Source organism: Neisseria sp. P0009.S007 (assembly GCF_051962515.1).
On the sequence record NZ_JBQCVF010000032.1, the window covers coordinates 1 to 18506 of the forward strand.

At 49.0% G+C, this 18506-nt stretch carries 18 protein-coding genes; 7 read left to right on the top strand and 11 right to left on the bottom strand.

Annotation, left to right across the window (positions count from 1 at the left end; translation table 11 throughout):
* A partial coding sequence (locus ACTHS3_RS04920) for a class I tRNA ligase family protein (RefSeq protein WP_440367280.1) occupies positions 1-1158 on the top strand: 1158 nt, incomplete at its 5' end.
* Positions 1159-1305: 147 nt separating this feature from the next.
* Here ACTHS3_RS04920 and merA read toward each other — a convergent pair.
* The 5 genes from merA to ACTHS3_RS04945 form a co-directional block, all read right to left on the bottom strand.
* Positions 1306-2946, bottom strand: coding sequence for a mercury(II) reductase (gene merA / locus ACTHS3_RS04925; RefSeq protein WP_001031935.1), 1641 nt, complete (start codon positions 2944-2946; stop codon positions 1306-1308).
* Between the two features lie 28 nt (positions 2947-2974).
* The gene (merR, locus tag ACTHS3_RS04930; RefSeq protein ID WP_001863748.1) at positions 2975-3367 is read right to left on the bottom strand and encodes an Hg(II)-responsive transcriptional regulator; all 393 of its coding nucleotides are present in this window, start codon (positions 3365-3367) and stop codon (positions 2975-2977) included.
* A gap of 197 nt (positions 3368-3564) precedes the next feature.
* The gene (locus ACTHS3_RS04935) at positions 3565-3846 is read right to left on the bottom strand and encodes a helix-turn-helix domain-containing protein (protein ID WP_070625083.1); all 282 of its coding nucleotides are present in this window, start codon (positions 3844-3846) and stop codon (positions 3565-3567) included.
* A gap of 125 nt (positions 3847-3971) precedes the next feature.
* Positions 3972-6587, bottom strand: coding sequence for a bifunctional acetaldehyde-CoA/alcohol dehydrogenase (gene adhE / locus ACTHS3_RS04940; protein WP_070625084.1), 2616 nt, complete (start codon positions 6585-6587; stop codon positions 3972-3974).
* A gap of 317 nt (positions 6588-6904) precedes the next feature.
* The gene (locus tag ACTHS3_RS04945; RefSeq protein WP_440367283.1) at positions 6905-8224 is read right to left on the bottom strand and encodes an MFS transporter; all 1320 of its coding nucleotides are present in this window, start codon (positions 8222-8224) and stop codon (positions 6905-6907) included.
* Between the two features lie 350 nt (positions 8225-8574).
* Here ACTHS3_RS04945 and ACTHS3_RS04950 point away from each other — a divergent pair, with 350 nt between their 5' ends.
* Both ACTHS3_RS04950 and ACTHS3_RS04955 read left to right on the top strand, forming a co-directional pair.
* The gene (locus tag ACTHS3_RS04950) at positions 8575-9948 is read left to right on the top strand and encodes a Na+/H+ antiporter family protein (RefSeq protein ID WP_070625086.1); all 1374 of its coding nucleotides are present in this window, start codon (positions 8575-8577) and stop codon (positions 9946-9948) included.
* A 1-nt stretch (position 9949) separates the two neighbouring features.
* Positions 9950-10177, top strand: coding sequence for a SlyX family protein (locus tag ACTHS3_RS04955; RefSeq protein ID WP_049348560.1), 228 nt, complete (start codon positions 9950-9952; stop codon positions 10175-10177).
* 101 nt (positions 10178-10278) lie between these two features.
* Here ACTHS3_RS04955 and lysA read toward each other — a convergent pair whose 3' ends face one another.
* The gene (gene lysA, locus ACTHS3_RS04960) at positions 10279-11499 is read right to left on the bottom strand and encodes a diaminopimelate decarboxylase (protein ID WP_070625087.1); all 1221 of its coding nucleotides are present in this window, start codon (positions 11497-11499) and stop codon (positions 10279-10281) included.
* Positions 11500-11514: 15 nt separating this feature from the next.
* A complete protein-coding gene (gene lptM / locus ACTHS3_RS04965) occupies positions 11515-11706 on the bottom strand; it encodes an LPS translocon maturation chaperone LptM (protein ID WP_003684659.1) in 192 nt (63 codons plus the stop codon).
* 50 nt (positions 11707-11756) lie between these two features.
* Between lptM and cyaY the strand changes: the two genes are divergently transcribed.
* The 3 genes from cyaY to ACTHS3_RS04980 all read left to right on the top strand — a co-directional run bounded on the left by cyaY (position 11757) and on the right by ACTHS3_RS04980 (position 14431).
* Positions 11757-12080: an iron donor protein CyaY gene (cyaY, locus tag ACTHS3_RS04970; RefSeq protein ID WP_070625088.1), complete on the top strand. Its 324-nt coding sequence runs from the start codon at positions 11757-11759 to the stop codon at positions 12078-12080.
* Positions 12081-12134: 54 nt separating this feature from the next.
* Complete coding sequence (gene luxS / locus ACTHS3_RS04975) at positions 12135-12641, top strand: S-ribosylhomocysteine lyase (protein WP_049328425.1); 507 nt, start codon at positions 12135-12137, stop codon at positions 12639-12641.
* A gap of 185 nt (positions 12642-12826) precedes the next feature.
* A complete protein-coding gene (locus tag ACTHS3_RS04980) occupies positions 12827-14431 on the top strand; it encodes a hypothetical protein (protein ID WP_440367286.1) in 1605 nt (534 codons plus the stop codon).
* 110 nt (positions 14432-14541) lie between these two features.
* Here the strand turns inward: ACTHS3_RS04980 and ACTHS3_RS04985 are convergent, their stop codons facing one another.
* The 4 genes from ACTHS3_RS04985 to ACTHS3_RS05000 all read right to left on the bottom strand — a co-directional run bounded on the left by ACTHS3_RS04985 (position 14542) and on the right by ACTHS3_RS05000 (position 17363).
* The gene (locus ACTHS3_RS04985) at positions 14542-15231 is read right to left on the bottom strand and encodes a hypothetical protein (protein ID WP_004518931.1); all 690 of its coding nucleotides are present in this window, start codon (positions 15229-15231) and stop codon (positions 14542-14544) included.
* Positions 15213-16268 (bottom strand): beta-ketoacyl synthase N-terminal-like domain-containing protein, encoded by a 1056-nt coding sequence (locus ACTHS3_RS04990; RefSeq protein ID WP_070625090.1) that lies wholly within the window; start codon positions 16266-16268, stop codon positions 15213-15215. The genes ACTHS3_RS04985 and ACTHS3_RS04990 overlap by 19 nt, the downstream gene beginning before the upstream one ends.
* Positions 16265-16555, bottom strand: coding sequence for an acyl carrier protein (locus tag ACTHS3_RS04995; RefSeq protein ID WP_070606132.1), 291 nt, complete (start codon positions 16553-16555; stop codon positions 16265-16267). The genes ACTHS3_RS04990 and ACTHS3_RS04995 overlap by 4 nt, the downstream gene beginning before the upstream one ends.
* An 82-nt stretch (positions 16556-16637) precedes the next feature.
* A complete protein-coding gene (locus tag ACTHS3_RS05000; protein ID WP_440367289.1) occupies positions 16638-17363 on the bottom strand; it encodes a 16S rRNA (uracil(1498)-N(3))-methyltransferase in 726 nt (241 codons plus the stop codon).
* Between the two features lie 180 nt (positions 17364-17543).
* Here ACTHS3_RS05000 and ACTHS3_RS05005 point away from each other — a divergent pair, with 180 nt between their 5' ends.
* The gene (locus ACTHS3_RS05005; protein ID WP_070625092.1) at positions 17544-18332 is read left to right on the top strand and encodes an inositol monophosphatase family protein; all 789 of its coding nucleotides are present in this window, start codon (positions 17544-17546) and stop codon (positions 18330-18332) included.
* Positions 18333-18506: the final 174 nt, after the last annotated feature.

An 18506-nucleotide genomic window follows, 5' to 3' on the forward strand; every position in this document is an offset into this window, starting at 1 on the left:
TGCTGCGGCGGCGCGGCGAAACGCGAAACCGACACCATGGACACCTTCATGGAATCGAGCTGGTATTTCTTCCGCTACATGTCGCCCAAGTTCGCAGAAGGCATGGTATCGGCAGAAGCCGCGAAATACTGGGGCGCGGTCGACCAATACATTGGCGGTATCGAACACGCCATTCTGCACCTCTTGTACGCGCGCTTCTTCACCAAACTGATGCGCGACGAAGGCTTGGTCAGCGTGGACGAACCGTTTGAACGCCTGCTCACACAAGGCATGGTCGTCTGTGAAACCTACTACCGCGAAAATGCCAACGGTAGCAAAGACTGGATCAACCCCGCCGATGTCGAGCTGACTTTCGACGACAAAGGCCGCCCCGTGTCCGCCGTCCTCAAAGCCGACGGCCTGCCCGTCGTCATCAGCGGCACGGAAAAAATGTCCAAATCCAAAAACAACGGCGTCGATCCGCAAGAACTGATTAACGCCTACGGCGCGGACACCGCCCGTTTGTTCATGATGTTCGCCGCACCGCCCGAACAGTCCCTCGAATGGAGCGACAGCGGCGTCGAAGGCGCACACCGCTTCCTGCGTCGTCTGTGGCGTACCGTTTACGAATACCTGAAACAAGGCGGCGCGGTCAAAGCGTTTGCAGGCAGCCAAGACGGTTTGTCTAAAGAACTCAAAGATCTGCGCCACAAACTGCATTCCACCATCGCCAAAGTCAGCGACGACTACGGACGCCGCCAGCAGTTCAACACCGCCATCGCCGCCGTGATGGAACTGCTCAACCAATACGACAAAACCGACACCGACGGCGAACAAGGCCGCGCCGTCGCCCAAGAAGTATTGGAAACCGCCGTACGCCTGTTGTGGCCCATCGTGCCGCACATCTGCGAAACCCTGTGGAGCGAATTGAACGGCGCGAAACTGTGGGAAGCAGGCTGGCCGACAGTCGACGAAGCCGCCTTGGTCAAATCCGAAATCGAAGTCATGGTTCAAGTCAACGGCAAACTGCGCGGCAAAATTACCGTTGCCGCCGACGCATCCAAAGCCGACCTCGAAGCCGCCGCACTCGCCACCGAAGGCGCGGTGAAATTCATGGAAGGCAAGCCTGCGAAGAAAATCATCGTCGTACCGGGCAGACTGGTGAACATCGTGGTGTAAAGTCTGATTCGGCATTGATTGCTGTAATAAGAAAGGTCGTCTGAAAACTTGGGAACAGGGTTTTCAGACGACTTTTTTAAGGTAGATAGAGTTGTCTACATTACAGACCTCAAATAACTTAAATCTCAAAATCCTAAAAAAGTTCCCTTAGCCTGCACAACAAGATAATTTCGAAATATCTTTATCGAACGTAAGTGCAACTAATTTTAGCCCTTCAGCCATTGTTAAATATGGTGCTAGGGTTTCTGTTAAATCTTCTATCGTTAAGCCAAATTTAACAGCTAATGATGCTGCATAGATGACATCTCCTGCATTTTCAGATACAATATGAACCCCTAATACTTTTAGTGTTTCTGCATCTGCTACTAGTTTAAATACACCGGTTGTTTCACGGTTTACAATTGCTCTTGGAACAGCATCTAAAGGTAATACAGATGTCTTCACATCATACCCTTTCTCTTTTGCTTGTTCTTCTGTTAAACCAACCGTTGCAACCGTCGGATTCGTAAACGTAACAGCAGGAACTACCGATAAATCTATTTTTTTGTTTAATCCACCAATAGCATTATCAGTAATAATTCCACCTTCATAGGCTGCTACATATACAAATTGTGGTCCTAAAGTCACATCTCCTGCTGCATAAATCTTTTCATTACTTGTTTGACCAAAATCATTGATCAGGATTTCATTATTTTTTCCAGTTTCAACACCTGCTGCACTTAAATTTAAAGAATCCGTATTTGGTTTTCTTCCAGTGGCAACAAGTAACTGATCTGATTCAATGACTTCTCTACTGCCATTTACTGTTACGTAAACCCTTTTTATCTCTCCACTTTGTTCAACACGCTCAAAAGTTGCCCCTTTGACAAGGTTTATACCCTGTTCAATTAACGCTTTTTCAACTGACTCTGAAATCTCAGGATCATACTCCTTTAAAAGTCGCTCACTTCTTTGCATAAGCGTTATTTCTGAACCTAAATGATGAAATAGTTGTCCAAGCTCCATTCCAATGTATCCTGAACCAATTACAGTTAATCGTTTTGGTATTTTCTTTAACTCAAGAAGTGTTGTACTAGTTAAATAGTCCATTTTTTCAAGTCCTGAAATTTGGGGCAACGAAGGCGATGCACCTGTTGCAATTAAAAAGCGTTTTGCAGATAACTTTGCCCCATTGACCTCAACCGTACTAGCATCAACGAATTTTGCTTCACCTTTAATTAAATCAAAATTATATTCATCAATTAAATCCATATATTTTTGATTCCGAAGTTCGCTCACCAATTTATCCTTTTGCGTGATTAAACTAGCTAAATCCACTTCTCCAGCGGATGTTTGTAAACCTATAAACGGATTGTCTTTTGATAAATGATTGATTTCCCCTGCCCTAAGAAGAGTTTTTGACGGAACACAGCCAATATTCACACAGGTTCCCCCAACCGTTCCACGCTCAATCATTCCAACTTTTGCACCGTATTCTATAGCTTTAATTGCCGAAGAAAAGGCAGCAGCACCAGAACCAATAATAAGAAGGTCATAATTGTCTTCATTAATTAACGCCACGTTTTCTAGTGATGATACTTCTTCAATTTCTCCGGCTTGGTAATTTGCTTCATCAATCGCCTTTATTGCACTTTCAACCTCAATATCATCGGGCAGTTCAAATACTGCTTCACCACGACGATAACTAGACTCAATATTTTTAGCACCTATCTTTTCAAGTGCTGATTCTACGTGTTTTTCACAACCCGTACATGTCATTCCTGAAATGTTTACCTTAAATTTATTCATAAAAAAGCTCCTTTCGTTAATTAATCTCTCATGTTAATGTTTCTATTATTGGACACGAATGTAATTGCTTTTCATCTGGACATCGTTGTTTTAAGTCGTCTAACATAGTTTCAATTCGTTTTAAATCCTCTATTTGTTTTTGCACTTCCTTTTGTTTTTTAGAAACAAATTCGAACATATCTTGACAACGAACTTCATCTTTATCTACAACACCAAGTAATTTATAAATCTCGCTTAAAGAGAAACCAAGTTCCTGTATTCGTTTAATAAACCCAACACGCTTAACGTCATCATATGAATATATCCGATAACCAGCTTCCGTTCGGTGAGGTTCTTGTAATAAATTTTTTCGCTCGTAATATCTGATCGTTTCTTTATTAACTCCACATTTATCTGCAAACTCACTAATGCGATAAATCATCTTATTTCACCCCCTGAATATTATAAACCATGTACCATAGTACACGGTCAAGTAAATTGGACTATTTTATTTTTTTCCCAAAGTATCACTCGTATGTGATTGATACTTTTATATAATACTATTGATTATCCTAACATCCCACCAGAAAATCCGATTTAAACACCAGTTGTTTTTAAACTATTAAGAAAGTAATTCCACTATATATTCCGAAGACCCAAAAAACCATACGAATCAGTTAGATTCATTATCACAGTTCCCGTCATTAACATAGCCCTTAAAAGTTCAGGCAAAGAAATATCTAATGCGCTAGCCAAACGAATAAGATTTAATAGGGCGGGGTTACGCTCTCCACGTTCTATCATTCCGATATAAGTCCGGTGCATATTCGCTTTTTCAGCCAATGCTTCCTGACTTAAATCCTGGAGTTGTCTTAAATGACGAACATGTTTGCCAAATTGTTTTAAAATTTCTGATTTCATGATGACTATTCTTAATGTTTGCAAATTAAATTCCACATACAATAAGTATCAACTTTAGTTCTAATACGAAAGGCCATCCGAAACCCTATATTCAGTTTTCAGACGGCCTTTTTAACTGCCCGATTTTATTCGCCGTAGTAGGCTTTGGTCAGGATTTCTTCCATATCGGCCACCATCGCGAGGCGTGGGTTGGCCGGGGTACATTGGTCTTCAAAAGACATCATGGCCAGCTCTTTTCTGCCGTCGAGGAAGGTCTTCTCATCGATGCCCTGCTCTTTCAACGACATTTTGATGCCGACGTTGACTGCCAGCTCATGGCAGGCGCAGGCGAAGGATTCGACACCTTCTGCCGGTGTGCTGCATGGCAGGCCTAAGGTACGGGCGATTTCCTGATATTTCAGGTCGGCTTTGTAGTAGTTGTACTTCGGCCAAGTGGCGGTTTTCTGCGGACGCGTGCCGTTGTAGCGGATGACGTGCGGCAGCAGGATGGCGTTGGCGCGGCCGTGCGGAACGTGATATTTGCCGCCGATTTTGTGTGCCATCGAGTGGTTGATGCCCAAGAACGCATTGGCAAACGCCATGCCTGCGATGGTGGAGGCGTTGTGCATATGCTCGCGCGCTTCAGGATCGGCCGCACCGTGCTTGTAGGAGCGTTCGAGGTATTGGAACACGAGCTTGATGGCTTGCAGGGCAAGGCCGTCTGTAAAGTCGTTCGCCAGTACGGAAACGTACGCTTCTACGGCGTGGGTCAGTACGTCCAAACCGGTATCGGCGGTTACACCTGCCGGAACGGTCATGGTAAACGCAGGATCGACAATCGAAATGGTCGGTGTCAGCGAGTAGTCGGCAATCGGATATTTTTTGTCGCCGTCGCTGATGACGGTAAACGGTGTTACTTCGGAGCCTGTGCCTGATGTGGTAGGGATGCCGATAAATTTGGCTTTGCGGCCCAATTCAGGGAAGCGGAAGGCGCGTTTGCGGATGTCCATGAATTTTTGTACCAAGTCTTCAAAATCGACTTGCGGCTGCTCGTAGAAGAGCCACATGGCTTTTGCCGCGTCCATTGGCGAACCGCCGCCCAGCGCGATGATGGTGTCGGGCTGGAAGCTGCGCATCAAATCCGTGCCTTTATAGACGGTTTGGACGCTCGGATCGGCTTCGACATCGGTAAACAGCTGGATGGTCACTTTGTTTTTGCGTTGATGCAGTTGATGGGTGATTTTATCGACAAAGCCCAGGTCAACCATCGAACGGTCAGTCACAATCATGACTTTTTCGCAGTCTTTCATGTCTTGCAGATATTGGATGGAATCGCGTTCAAAATAGATTTTGGCGGGCACTTTGAACCATTGCATGTTGTTTCTCCGACGGCCTACTTTTTTGATGTTTAACAGATTGACTGCGCTGACGTTGCCGCCGACGGCGTTTTTACCGTAAGAGCCGCAACCGAGGGTCAGAGAAGGCAGGAAGGCGTTGTACACGTCGCCGATGCCGCCGAAGGTGGAAGGCGAATTCCAAATCACGCGTAGGGCTTTGACGCGGGAGCCGAACGTTTTGACCAATTCTTCGTTAGCGGTATGGATGGCGGCGGAGTGTCCCAAGCCGTCAAAGGCAACCATTTCTTCGGCGAACTTCAAACCTTGTTCGGTCGAATCCGCCTTAATCATGGCCAACACAGGCGAAAGTTTTTCGCGGGTCAGCGGCTCGTTCGGGCCGACTTCGCGGCATTCGGCGATGATGATGTTGGTTTTTTCAGGCACTTTAAACCCGGCCTGTTCGGCAATCCATGTTGCCGGTTTGCCCACAACGGCGGAATTAAGTTTCGCCCCGCCGCAGCTGGCGCAATTCGCCGTCACGCCGAAGATAAACTCTTCGAGCATGGCTTTTTCTTTTTTGTTAGCAAAGTACACGCCGTAGGATTTGAATTCTTCGGCCAACTCTTTGTAAATCTCTTTATCGGCAATCACCGCCTGCTCGCTGGCGCACACCATGCCGTTGTCGAAAGATTTCGACATCACAATATCGTGTGCTACCTGTTTGATGTCCGCCGTTTTTTCAACATAAGCAGGTACGTTGCCCGCCCCGACGCCGAGCGCAGGTTTGCCGCAAGAATACGCCGCCTCCACCATCGCATTGCCGCCGGTCGCCAAAATCGTTGCCACGCCCGGATGCTTCATTAGTGCGGAAGTGCCTTCCATAGACGGCTTTTCAATCCACTGGATACAGTTTTCCGGCGCACCGGCCGCAATCGCCGCATCACGCACGATACGCGCGGCATGGGCGGAACACTGCTGGGCGGACGGGTGGAACGAGAAAATAATCGGATTGCGGGTTTTCAGTGCAATCAGGGATTTGAAAATGGTGGTGGAAGTCGGATTGGTCGTCGGCACGATACCGCAAACCACGCCGACCGGATCGGCGATTTCGGTAATGCCGGTTACATCGTTTTCGCTGATGACGCCCACGGTTTTCAAATCGCGCAGGCGGCGCACGACGTTTTCGCAGGCAAACAGGTTTTTCGTCGCCTTATCCTCAAACACGCCGCGTCCCGTTTCTTCTACCGCGTGCATGGCGAGCACACCATGTTTGTCCAGCGCGGCGATAGAGGCTTTGGCAACAATAAAGTCAATCTGCTCCTGATCGAGCTTAAGAAACTCGTCCAATGCCCGTAAACCCTTGTCAACCAGGCTGTTTACCTCGGCTACGGCTGGGCTGACGACGTTGTCGGCTGATGCGTTCATGGTGTATCTCCTTAATAAAAGGTGGCAATAAGGTCAATAAATTTTCACTACGATAACTATAGGTAATTTAGTTACATTTTGCTTTGACCTACATCACAAACCATGATTGAACTTTTCAGACGGCCATTTTATCGTTTATTCATTTTAATTCTTTGAAGTATAATATTTTTATCTACACAAAAACAAAGACGGTTATTCTTCGTCGCTTTCCTCGATAATTAAGATAAAAACAGAAAATCGATGTATTAAAATTACAAACGTAAATGAAAAAGGCCGTCTGAAAATATTTTTCAGACGGCCTTTTTCATGTCTATCTTTTATTGGCTAATGTCTTCCAGCGTACGGCCTTTGGTTTCCTCACCCAATACCAAGACTACTGCCACAATCAGCAGCATAACCAGCGCAAACATCATAAAGATTTTGCCGAAGCCGCCGCTGTTGCCTACCATCGCCGCCACCACCATGGGCGCGAGTATGCCGCCGACGCGACCGATGGCGCCTGCCCAGCCGGATGCGAAAGCACGGAAGCGCAAGGGGTAGAGTTCGGGGGTGTAGGTGTATAAAACGCCCCATGCGCCCAAGTTGAAGAAGGACATCAGGCTGCCCCAGATCATGACTTCGGCCGCAGTTGTGCTTTGCCCGAAAAACCATGCGCACACGGCGCAAGCAGCCAAAAAGCCTGCCAGCGTTGCTTTGCGGCCGATTCTTTCCACCAAAGCCGCGGCGGCTATATAGCCGGGCAGTTGCGCAACAATCATCACCAGCACATATTCAAAAGTTTTGACCACGGTATTGCCCTGCTCGACCAGCAGTTTGGGCAACCAAGTGAAAATGCCGTAATACGAAAACACGATGCCGAACCAAACCAGCCACAGCATCAGCGTGCGCCGTGCAAACGGATGTTGCCAAAGTTGGATGAAGCGGATGCGTTCGCGCGGGGCGGCCGGTGCGGCAACAGCTTCTGCCGGCGGCGTGATGCCCGATTGAATTTCCAACTCAGATACCAAACGGTGCGCTTCGTTGGTTTTGCCGCGGGAAAGCAGGTAAGGCACGGATTCGGGAACGAATTTCAACACCAACGGCACATAAAACAGGGGCAAGGCACCGAATAAAAACGCGCTGTGCCAGCCGGTTTGCGGAATAAAGAAATAAGACACCAGCGCAGCCGAAAGCCAGCCCAAGCCCCAGAAGCTTTCCAGCAACACAATAAAACGGCCGCGTACTTTCGGCGGCGCATATTCGCTGACCAGCGACACGGCGACGGGCAGCTGGCCGCCCAAGCCGACGCCGACAAAAAAGCGGCACACAAGCAAAACCGTCAAATCAGGTGCAATTGCGCACAAACCTGTGGCAATACTGTACACCACCATCGTACCGGCAAAAACGGTTTTCCGTCCGAACCTGTCCGCCAGCCAGCCGCTGAATACCGCGCCCAGAGCCATGCCGACAAAGGCAATGCTGACAATCCAGCCCAACTGCGCCGGAGCCAGCACCCAATCTTTGCCCAAAGCCGGCAATACAAACGACACCAAGCCTGTATCCATGGCGTCAAACAGCCAACCTATGCCGACCAGCACTAAAAGTTTGTAATGAAAGCGGGAGGGCGGCAGATTGTGCAGCCGCGTCAAAATATCCATAACTTCTTTCCTTTATTTGCGTATTATTGAATTGGATTTTATCAATAACTGCTTTAATTTCAGTGACAAACCTAATACCGAGACATTGTGTCGATTTTAACATTGGTACCCTATGCAAAGAATAGGAAGCGCGTGTTTTTTGGCTATTTTTTATCGCCAAAACTGCACGCCATATTAAAACGCTGAATAAGGGTTCACGGCAGGCCGTCTGAAACCGATGCTTCTGGTTTCAGACGGCCTGCCGTTTTTTGCAAAGGCTTCCTGCTTGGGTTATGATGTTTATTTGTAATATGTAAACAGACGATTGCCTGTTTTTACATAACGGGCCGTCTGAAACAACGGAGAACGATATGAATGCGGTTGTAATTGCGGTCATCATCATGCTGGCGCTGTCTTTATCGCGCGTGCATGTGGTGCTCAGCTTGGCTGTCGGCGCGTTTGTCGGCGGCTTGGTGGCCGGTATGCCTTTGGAGAATATAACCAACGCGGCCGGCGATGTGGTGCAGCAAGGGATTATTCCCGTTTTTAACGAAGGCCTGAAAGGCGGGGCGCAAATCGCGCTGTCTTATGCCATGCTCGGCGCGTTTGCCATGGCCATCACGCATTCCGGCCTGCCGCAACAGCTCGCCGGTGTGATTATCCGCAAGCTCAACGGCGGCGAAGGCAATGCAAAAGGCGAAGGCGCGGTCAAATGGCTGCTGCTGGCGATTATTTTGTGCATGGGCGTGATGAGCCAAAACGTTGTGCCGATTCATATTGCGTTTATCCCGATGATTATTCCGCCGCTGCTGTTGGTATTCAACCGTTTGAAACTCGACCGCCGCTTGGTGGCCTGCGTGATTACGTTTGGCTTGGTAACGACTTATATGTTCCTGCCTTACGGTTTCGGCGCCATCTTCTTGAACGACATCATGTTGGGCAATATCCGCTCGGCAGGCATGGACACCAGCGGCATCAATGTGATGCATGCAATGGCGATTCCGGCTTTGGGCATGGTTTCCGGTTTACTGCTGGCCTTTTTGCACTACCGCAAGCCGCGCATTTATCAAAACAATACCACTGACACGGAAGACAACCGTGCGGCAGTGCAACAACAAGAGCCTTCAACCTATCGCAGCTTGGTGGCGGCCGTAGCGATTGCCGTGTGTTTTGCCATTCAGCTTTTGTATGATGGTTCGCTGGTATTGGGCGCTATGTTGGGCTTTGCCGTGTTTATGATGCTGGGCGTGATGAACCGCTCCGCCGCCAGCGATGTGTTCGGCGAAGGCATCAAAATGATGGCGATGGTCGGCTTTATTATGATTGCGGCACAAGGTTTCGCCGCCGTAATGAACGCAACCGGCGAGATTCAGCCTTTGGTCGAACGCAGCATGGCTTTGTTCGGAAGCAATAAAGGCATGGCCGCCTTTACCATGCTGTTTGTCGGCCTGCTGGTAACCATGGGCATCGGCTCGTCTTTCTCCACCTTGCCGATTATTACCGCGATTTATGTGCCTTTGTGCATCAGCTTGGGCTTCTCCCCAATGGCTACCGTGGCCATCGTCGGCACGGCAGGTGCGCTGGGTGATGCAGGCTCCCCTGCTTCCGACTCGACACTCGGCCCGACCATGGGCTTGAACGCCGACGGTCAGCACGACCACATCCGCGATTCGGTTATCCCGACCTTTATCCACTACAATATCCCGCTGATGGTTGCAGGCTGGATTGCCGCGATGGTGCTGTAATATGAGCGATATTCAGGAATTGGAACACCGCATCACGGAGCTGGAAATTCAGACGGCCTTGCAGGAAGATTTAATCGGCAGCCTGAACGACACCATCGCCAAGATGCAACAGGCTTTAGATTTACAACAAGGCCAGTTGCGGCTTCTGTATCAACGGATGCAGGACAAAGGCGCAAACGGCGAACGCGAACCGTACAGCCTGCGCGATGAAATTCCGCCTCATTATTGATCAACTGAAAAGGGCGTGTTTGATACATGCCCTTTTCTTTCATAACAAAGGCCGTCTGAAAGTCAATCAAGCTTTCAGACGGCCTTTTAAACAATCAAACCTTACAAACAAGCTAATTCGTTGGCCATTTGCTGCTCGACAGTTTCACGTTGGCGGATAAGTTTGCATTCGTTGCCGTCAACCAATACTTCCGCCGCACGGTTGCGCGTGTTGTAGTTGCTCGCCATACTTGAGCCATACGCACCGGCGCTGCGGATAAGCAGCAAATCCCCTTCTTCGCAGGCGATGGTGCGGTCTTTGCCGAGGAAGTCGCCGGTTTCGCAAATCGGGCCAACGATATTGGCCGTCAGAGGCTCAATGTCTTTGGTTTCGACCGCTTCAATGTGATGATAGGCATCATAAAGTGCCGGACGCATCAAATCGTTCATCGCCGCATCGATCATCACAAAGTTTTTCTCTTCGCCATGTTTGACAAACTCAACGCGCGTCAACAACGCACCTGCATTGCCAACCAAACTACGGCCTGGCTCGAGGACCAGTTTCAGACGGCGTGTACCGATTAGTTTTTGAACGGCTTGGGCATACGCGCCCAAATCAGGCACATTTTCATCTTGGTAAACAATGCCGACACCGCCGCCCAAGTCCAAGTGTTCCAACACAATGCCTTCGTCTGCCAGTTGGTCGACCAAGGCCAAAATACGTTCGCAGGCTTCGACCAGCGGGCTGAGGTCGGTCAGTTGCGAGCCGATATGGCAGTCGATACCGACAATTTTCAAATGGCTTTGTTGAGAAGCATGACGATAAGCCTCAAGTGAATCGGCATAGGCAATACCGAATTTATTGGCTTTCAAACCGGTGGAGATATAAGGATGAGTTTTGGCATCGACATCGGGATTGACGCGCAGGGAAACCGGGGCGACTTTACCTAAACGCGCGGCAACTTTCTGAATACGGTCGATTTCAGGAATACTCTCCATATTGAAGCATTTCACGCCTGCATTCAGCGCAAATTCAATTTCTGCCTCACTCTTACCCACACCGGAAAAAATCGTTTTCGCCGCATCGCCGCCGGCCGCCAAAACGCGCGCCAACTCGCCGCCGGACACAATGTCAAAACCGCTCCCCAAAGAAGCAAAGTGTTTGATGATGCTCAGGTTGCCATTCGCTTTAACCGCGTAGCAGACAAGCGGATTTAAAGCGGAAAACGCGGTTTGGTAGTTTTCAAATGCCTCGGTCAGCGCAGATTTGCTGTACACATAAAGCGGCGTACCAAACTCTTCGGCAAGGTGTGTATAAGGGAGTTGTTCGCAGAATAAGGTCATGTTTGTGAATCTTTTTTAGTCGTTGGTTTGAGTAGTCGGCTCTTTTGCCGTATCGAATTTCAAGCCGGTCTGAATCACGCCGAAGCGCGCCTTGTCGCCTTCTTTGGGCAGGTAGAGGTCGCCTTTGTAGCCGCAGGCAGAGAGCAGCAGAGCCGTTGCCGCTGCAAAAAATACGCCGTATTTCATCAGTAAAACTTTCTTCATCATTACGAATGTGGCAAGATTCGGTATCTTAAACAAAAACCACACAAAAAGCCATGATGACCGAAAGCGAATTCATCCGCATGAGCGAAGAATTGTTTGAACACATTGAAGACCAAATCGATGAAAACGGCTGGGATTTCGACTGCCAGTTTGCCGGAAACGTACTGACCATCGAAGCCGAAGACGGTACGCAAATCATCGTCAACCGCCACACGCCCAACCAAGAATTGTGGATTGCTGCCAAAAGCGGCGGCTACCATTTCGCCGAGCAAAACGGCAAATGGCTGGCAACGCGCGACAGCCGCGATTTCTACGACGTTTTAAACGAAGCACTGAGCGCGGCTTCGGGCAAAGCAATTGAGATTGCGGAATTGTGATTCAGTCTTCAAATATCCCTAGCTAAAAATCTATTTACCTCAAAGGACACCCAAATGCCCCTACTAGACAGTTTCAAAGTCGACCACACCCGTATGCACGCCCCTGCCGTACGCGTGGCAAAAACCATGACCACGCCCAAAGGCGACACCATTACCGTGTTTGACCTGCGTTTCTGCATTCCCAACAAAGAAATCCTGCCTGAAAAAGGCATTCATACGCTGGAACACCTGTTCGCAGGCTTTATGCGCGACCACTTAAACGGCAACGGCGTTGAAATCATCGACATTTCCCCGATGGGTTGCCGCACCGGTTTCTACATGAGCCTCATCGGCACGCCCGACGAGCAAAAAGTGGCCGACGCATGGCTCGCTTCAATGCAGGATGTTTTGACCGTTCAAGACCAAAGCAAAATCCCCGAGCTGAACGAATACCAATGCGGTACCTACATGATGCACTCGCTTGCCGAAGCACACGAAATCGCCCAAAACGTTTTGGCACGCAAAGTAGCCGTCAATAAAAACGAAGAGCTGACATTGGACGAAAGCCTGTTGAACGCTTAATCCGCCATGACAACAAAGGCCGTCTGAAACTTTAGTATGACAAGTTTCAGACGGCCTAAGACCTTTTATTCCAATTTTCAACCTTTCAACCACAGTTTTACACCGCCTAAAAATAAGTTGGCGGATGCTGACAGTGTACATAGTATAATTACACTTTAAACAAACAACCTGATTCTATTGCCTTTATGAAACCGTTTTTCTGCAAAACCGCCATTGCCCTCAGCCTGACCCTCCCCGCCGCCGCCGCCAATGCTGCTGAGTATGTCTGCAATGTTGAAGGCATCACCGTTTATGTTTCATACCAGATCAATGACGCCTGTCGCATAGTTGAAACAAACAATGTAACAGAAAACAGCGTCGTTGCGATTCCGGGCGACACTCCGGTTTTAAAAACGGTACAAACAACAGAATTTAAAGCATCTGCCGCAGACTACATTAATGCTTCTCAAGCAACGCCCGCGGTACAAACCCCAGTCGTTGTTGCTCGAAATGAATACGGTATTCCGGCACCTATTTCCATTCCGATGGCACAAACTCGACAAGCTATGCTAGCGAATAAAACCATTGCAGACAGCGCAATCGTTTCCAACAATACGCCTGCTTTGGAAACATCAGCCGTTGCAAAACCTGAAAACTATGTTGTCGATGCTGCTGTCCACAACACAACTCCTGTCGTACAAACTCAGACGACTGCCGTTCAAGAGGACAACACTATTGTTCCTCCTGTACTCATCGCGCAAACCCATACCGTTACAGCCGACAAAGCCATTGCAGACAGCGTAATCGTTCCCAACAATACGCCTACTCTGGAAGCGCCGCCCACAATAAAAGCTGAAGACTATGTTGCCGACACTACTGTCCGCAATACAACTCCTGTCGTACAAACTCAGTCTAGTGCAACCCAAACAGAAAACAGTGTTGTTCCTGTAATGCTTGCCGCACAAGCCCAACCTACTGCTTCTACCGAGAAAACAGTTTCAGACGGCCTTGCTATTATTAATGAAACACCAGCTGTTCAACCTGTTGTACCTGCAATCCAAACTCCACAAGAGATTATTCAGAACTCGGCAGTTCAGCCGCAAACTTCAACTACCCAAAATAACCAAGCGGTAACAGCTCAGGATGAAGTGCTCGATAAAACACCTACCAAAGTCGAGACTAAGCATAAAGGCAAAACTTATGCCAAAACCTCCTCTCGACGCAAAGCCAAGGTTAACCGTACTAAAGCCGATAAAACAGCCGTTGTCCGCGCATCTGAGGAACAAGCAGCCAAACCTATTGCCACCGCTTCAACCGAACCAAGCACGCCGGCAACTGCCACTCCGGTAGAGCATGGCAAAACCACTGTCCCAACACCTTTCCCACAAGCATACAAACCGGCAGCCGATATTTTGCTGGATAAAGGAAATAGCGACAGCGATATCAAAATCCTGCCGAATGTACCGATTACCAGCGTGACCAACACAGCCGAAGCTGCCAATCCGCGCATCAATATTACCCTGCGCAACCGTCAGAACAAATCACGCAGTTCTTCATACAGCAAATACAAAGCCCCTGTTATCCGTACTGCACCTGTGGTTACGCCGGCTCCTAAGCCAAGCCCTAAAGAAACCCGCAAACAGATATTGCAGACCGAAGTACGCAACGAACAGGCTGCTATTACCCGCCTTCAAACCCAGTTGAACGCGGCCAAACAAAAAGGCGATCAGATTAAAATCCAACAACTGACCCGTACCATAAACGCCCGTAAAGCGAATATCCGCGCTATTCAAGGCGAGATGTCTCGTTGATTGGTTTTTTATACAAAAAGGCCGTCTGAAAACATTTTCAGACGGCCTTTTTAATGGTACAGACCTTATTTATTCAACAGACAAATACTTTCTCTAAAATCATTTGCTGATCACGCCAAAGTACATTTCTTCACATCCCTACCCTCGTGCGCCATTACTGCTTCTATCCAATCGGCGATATTTTGCCAATAATATTGCGGCTTTTCAGACGACCTATCAGTCTGCATCACTTCATCATTCAACACAACGGGAACACCCTGCTCTGCACCGGCTTCAAGCACAATCCAAATACTGCCTTCATGGGTATCGGCTCGGGCTACTTGATGTTCATATGCCCAGCCAACCGCAGCTTGTCCGCCATTTTGCAAAGACTGCATCGCCAGAGATAATGGATGAAAGCAGGTATCTACATTGTTGTCGGCAGTAACGACCAAAGTTGCACCATGCGTGCCTAACGCTTGCGCGGCATGAAAGACTGGGGAGTTGTGCAGGTTGGCAATAAAGTCAAACGGCATCGCGGCGTGATGGTTCAGCACATTGTCTGCCATTTTTTCAAACACGGATGGCGAAGAAAACGGCGTACCAAGAAAAACGGCGCAATCAGGGCGGATTTCGCTTTGTTCCTTTAGCTGCCCTGCACCAAGCGCGGCAATCAAACTCAAGCGGCTGAGGCGGCGAGTATCTATACCGCTTTGCTGCTTTAAGATTTGTTTGAGGATTTTACCGCCGGTGCCGGCGTCAGTATCAAAACGCACGGCGGCGGTAATACGGATATTAGGATTTACGGTTGCCATTGCCATACCAAAGATGTGTTGCTGCCGCCAAAACCAAACTGATTGGCCAAACAGAAAAAGCCGCCTTTTTGTGAAGCCGCGCACTCGGAAAAACGAATTTTCCACCCCTGATAATCGTTGCTTCCGCCTTGTTTTAGAGCGGATAAAAGCAAGGCTGTTTCAAGGGCTGCCGTTGCGCCAAGCGTGTGTCCGATTTGCGGTTTGAACGCCATCAAGGGCGGCAGTGTACCGAATATATTTTCCAGTGCGGCCAATTCGGCGGCATCGCTGTCAGCCGTGCCGATGCCGTGTGTTTTAACGGCCGCAATGCTTTCAGGAACGATGCCTGCAATATCTAACGCACGTCGCATCACTTGCTCTTGCGCTTGGCCATCGCTTTGAATCAGGTCATTGCCTGTATTGGCAGCGTGTCCTATAAGTTTCAGACGGCCTGAAGATTCAGGAGCAGCGGAAGATAAGGCAAGCGCGGCAACACCTTCGCCTAAAATCAAACCGTTTCCGCCAAAAGGCTGATACTGTTCGGTCAGCAAACCCAAGCTGTGAAAATGCAGCAAAGTCAGTCGGTTGAGGTTTTCAATCCCAAGCACAAAGGCACGCTCCGCCTCGCCGCGCAAGCAGTTATCCGCCTGAATGAGCGCATGGGCGGATGAAGTGCAGGCAGTAGCGAAACTGAAAATCTGCCGATTGCCGCTGCGCCGGCGCAAATCTTCGGCGAGATAAAGCAGATTGTGTTCTTCTTCCGCCCTATTGCCCACAAAATGGCGGTTTTCATATTCGGAGATGGAATAGGAACTAGACCCGATAAACACCGGCGCATCATGCCAACTTTCAGATGGCCAGCCTGCATTTTCGGCAGCTAGGCGCAAATGTTGTTCGGCGATATCCGCCAATTCCTTCCGCCCCAAACTGTCGCTAGCAAATGCACGAAAATAAGCAGCCTGCTGCGGTTGGTTTAAAAACGTATAAGACACCGCATCAGGCCGTCTGAAATCCGTTTGCGGATTCAAGGCAGAAGTGGCCGCCGTACCGCAAACCCAACTCACGCGCCATGCTCCGCACGGATAAACGCCGCCAAATCGCGTACGCACATCATATGTTTGCGCACCATCCGGTCGCCCTGCAGGCGCACTTGGAAATACTGTTGCAAAGCAACGCTGATTTGCAGCGCATCAAGCGAATCTAAACCGACCGGACTGTCATCGCCAAACAAAAGCGCATCGTCGGTGAAATCATCCATATCCACATCGTCGGCCTTATCGGCTTCTTGCACGATTAACTTTTTCAATTCCGTTTCCAGCTCGTGCTCGGCCAGTGTAAAGGTGTAAGACATTTTTAAACTCCCATTTTTATATCATGAAGCAACAGCTCGTTTTAGCGAAACTCGCTACGCTCGTTTTCAGACGGCCTGAACTTTATGCAAAATCGCCCCAAAGCGTCTGCATGGCGGCAATGGCCGCAAGTGAGGCGGTTTCGGTACGCAACACCCGTTTACCAAGCGTAACGGATTGAAAACCGGCATCAAATGCCTGTTGCTCTTCCTTCTCCGTCCATCCGCCTTCCGGGCCGACCATAAACACGACTTTGCCGGATTGCGGCTGAACATCGCTCAGTTTTTGTGCGCGGTTCAAGCTCATTAACAGTTTGGTCGTTTCCTGCGGCAACTGTTGCAGAGCCTGTGCATAAGTCGTCAGCGGCAAAACCTTCGGCACAATATTGCGGCCGCTTTGTTCACACGCTGAAACAACGATTTCCTGCCAACGCGCCACCCGCCTTTCAGCGCGTTCTCCGCTCAAGCGGACGACACAGCGTTCGCTGATAACTGGGCGAATTTCTGCCACGCCCAATTCCACGCTTTTCTGCAAAGTGAAATCCATGCGCTCGGCGGTGGATACCGCCTGTACCAATGTAATATTCAGCGGCGATTCGTTGTCCGTTGCCTCTTCACGCAAAATCCGCACGCTGGCTCGGCGTTTTTCCAAAACTTCTGGCAAAGCCGGATATGCCTTGCCATTGCCGTTGAACAACACGATTTCTTCCGTGTTTTTCACGCGCAATACATTCAGATGGCGCACCACATTATCGGGCAATTCGACCACGCTGTCGGGGCTTGAGGCAAAATCAACATAAAATCGGGGCATGGTTTCCTGCTTTATTCATGTATATAATTTAATGTATATAATTTAAATTTAAAATTTCGTGAATGAAGTTGAAACACGGCGACATACTCCTGCCTGCTTTCGATTTCATCCACTATAATTTGAAAACTTCCCGAATTTTAATCCACTGTCGCGCAAAACTGCAAAAAACAAGGATACGCCGTGCTATACCGTTTACAGAAAGTCGTCCGCCACATCTCCCAAACCGAAGTCATGCCGCGTTTTCTGAACACGCCGTCACGACGCAAGGAAGACGGATCGGTTTTGAGTGAAGCAGATTTGGCCGCACAAACCGCTTTTGCCGCCGCCCTTCCCTTATTGGAGGATTGTCCGATGTTGGGCGAGGAAATGAGCTTTCAGGAACAAACCCGTTTGTGGAACGAACATTCAGACGGCCTATGGATTGTCGACCCTATCGACGGCACAAACAACTTCGTCAACGGTTTGCCGCATTTTGCCGTATCCGTCGCGCTGGTTAAAAACGGCCATGCCGAATTGGGCGTGATTTACAATCCGGTCAGCGGCGAATGTTTCTATGCCGAACGCGGCAAAGGCGCATTTCTCAACGGCACGCCGCTGCCGCTGCGTTCGGAAAACAAAAAACTCAACGAATCCATTGCCGGCGTAGAAATCAAATACCTGCGTTCGGGCAAACTCGCCAGCCGCATGAATACCCTTGCCCCATTCGGCACAATCCGCAGTATGGGCAGCAGCACGCTCGATTGGTGCTACCTTGCCAGCGGCCGCTACGATATTTACATCCACGGCGGACAAAAGCTGTGGGACTACGCTGCCGGTGCATTAATTTTTGAAGAAGCCGGCGGCTGCCTGACCACTTTGGAAGGCGACGATTTTTGGAGCGGCGAACATGTATTTAAGCGTTCCGTCATCGCCGCATTGCAACCCGAGCTGTTTCAGCAATGGGTGAAATGGATTCGAGAAAATCAGTAAAAATACCGTTTATCTTCAAAATATCACGATTATCTTGCAACTTATTGAAATTATTTCACTTCTTAACAGCATTTAATACTAAAAACGGTAGAATATCAATCGCTGACACAACACCGCTCTTTCATCCCTTTTGGGCGGTGCAGCAAGTAAGACGTTTTCCCGCAATGTATTGGC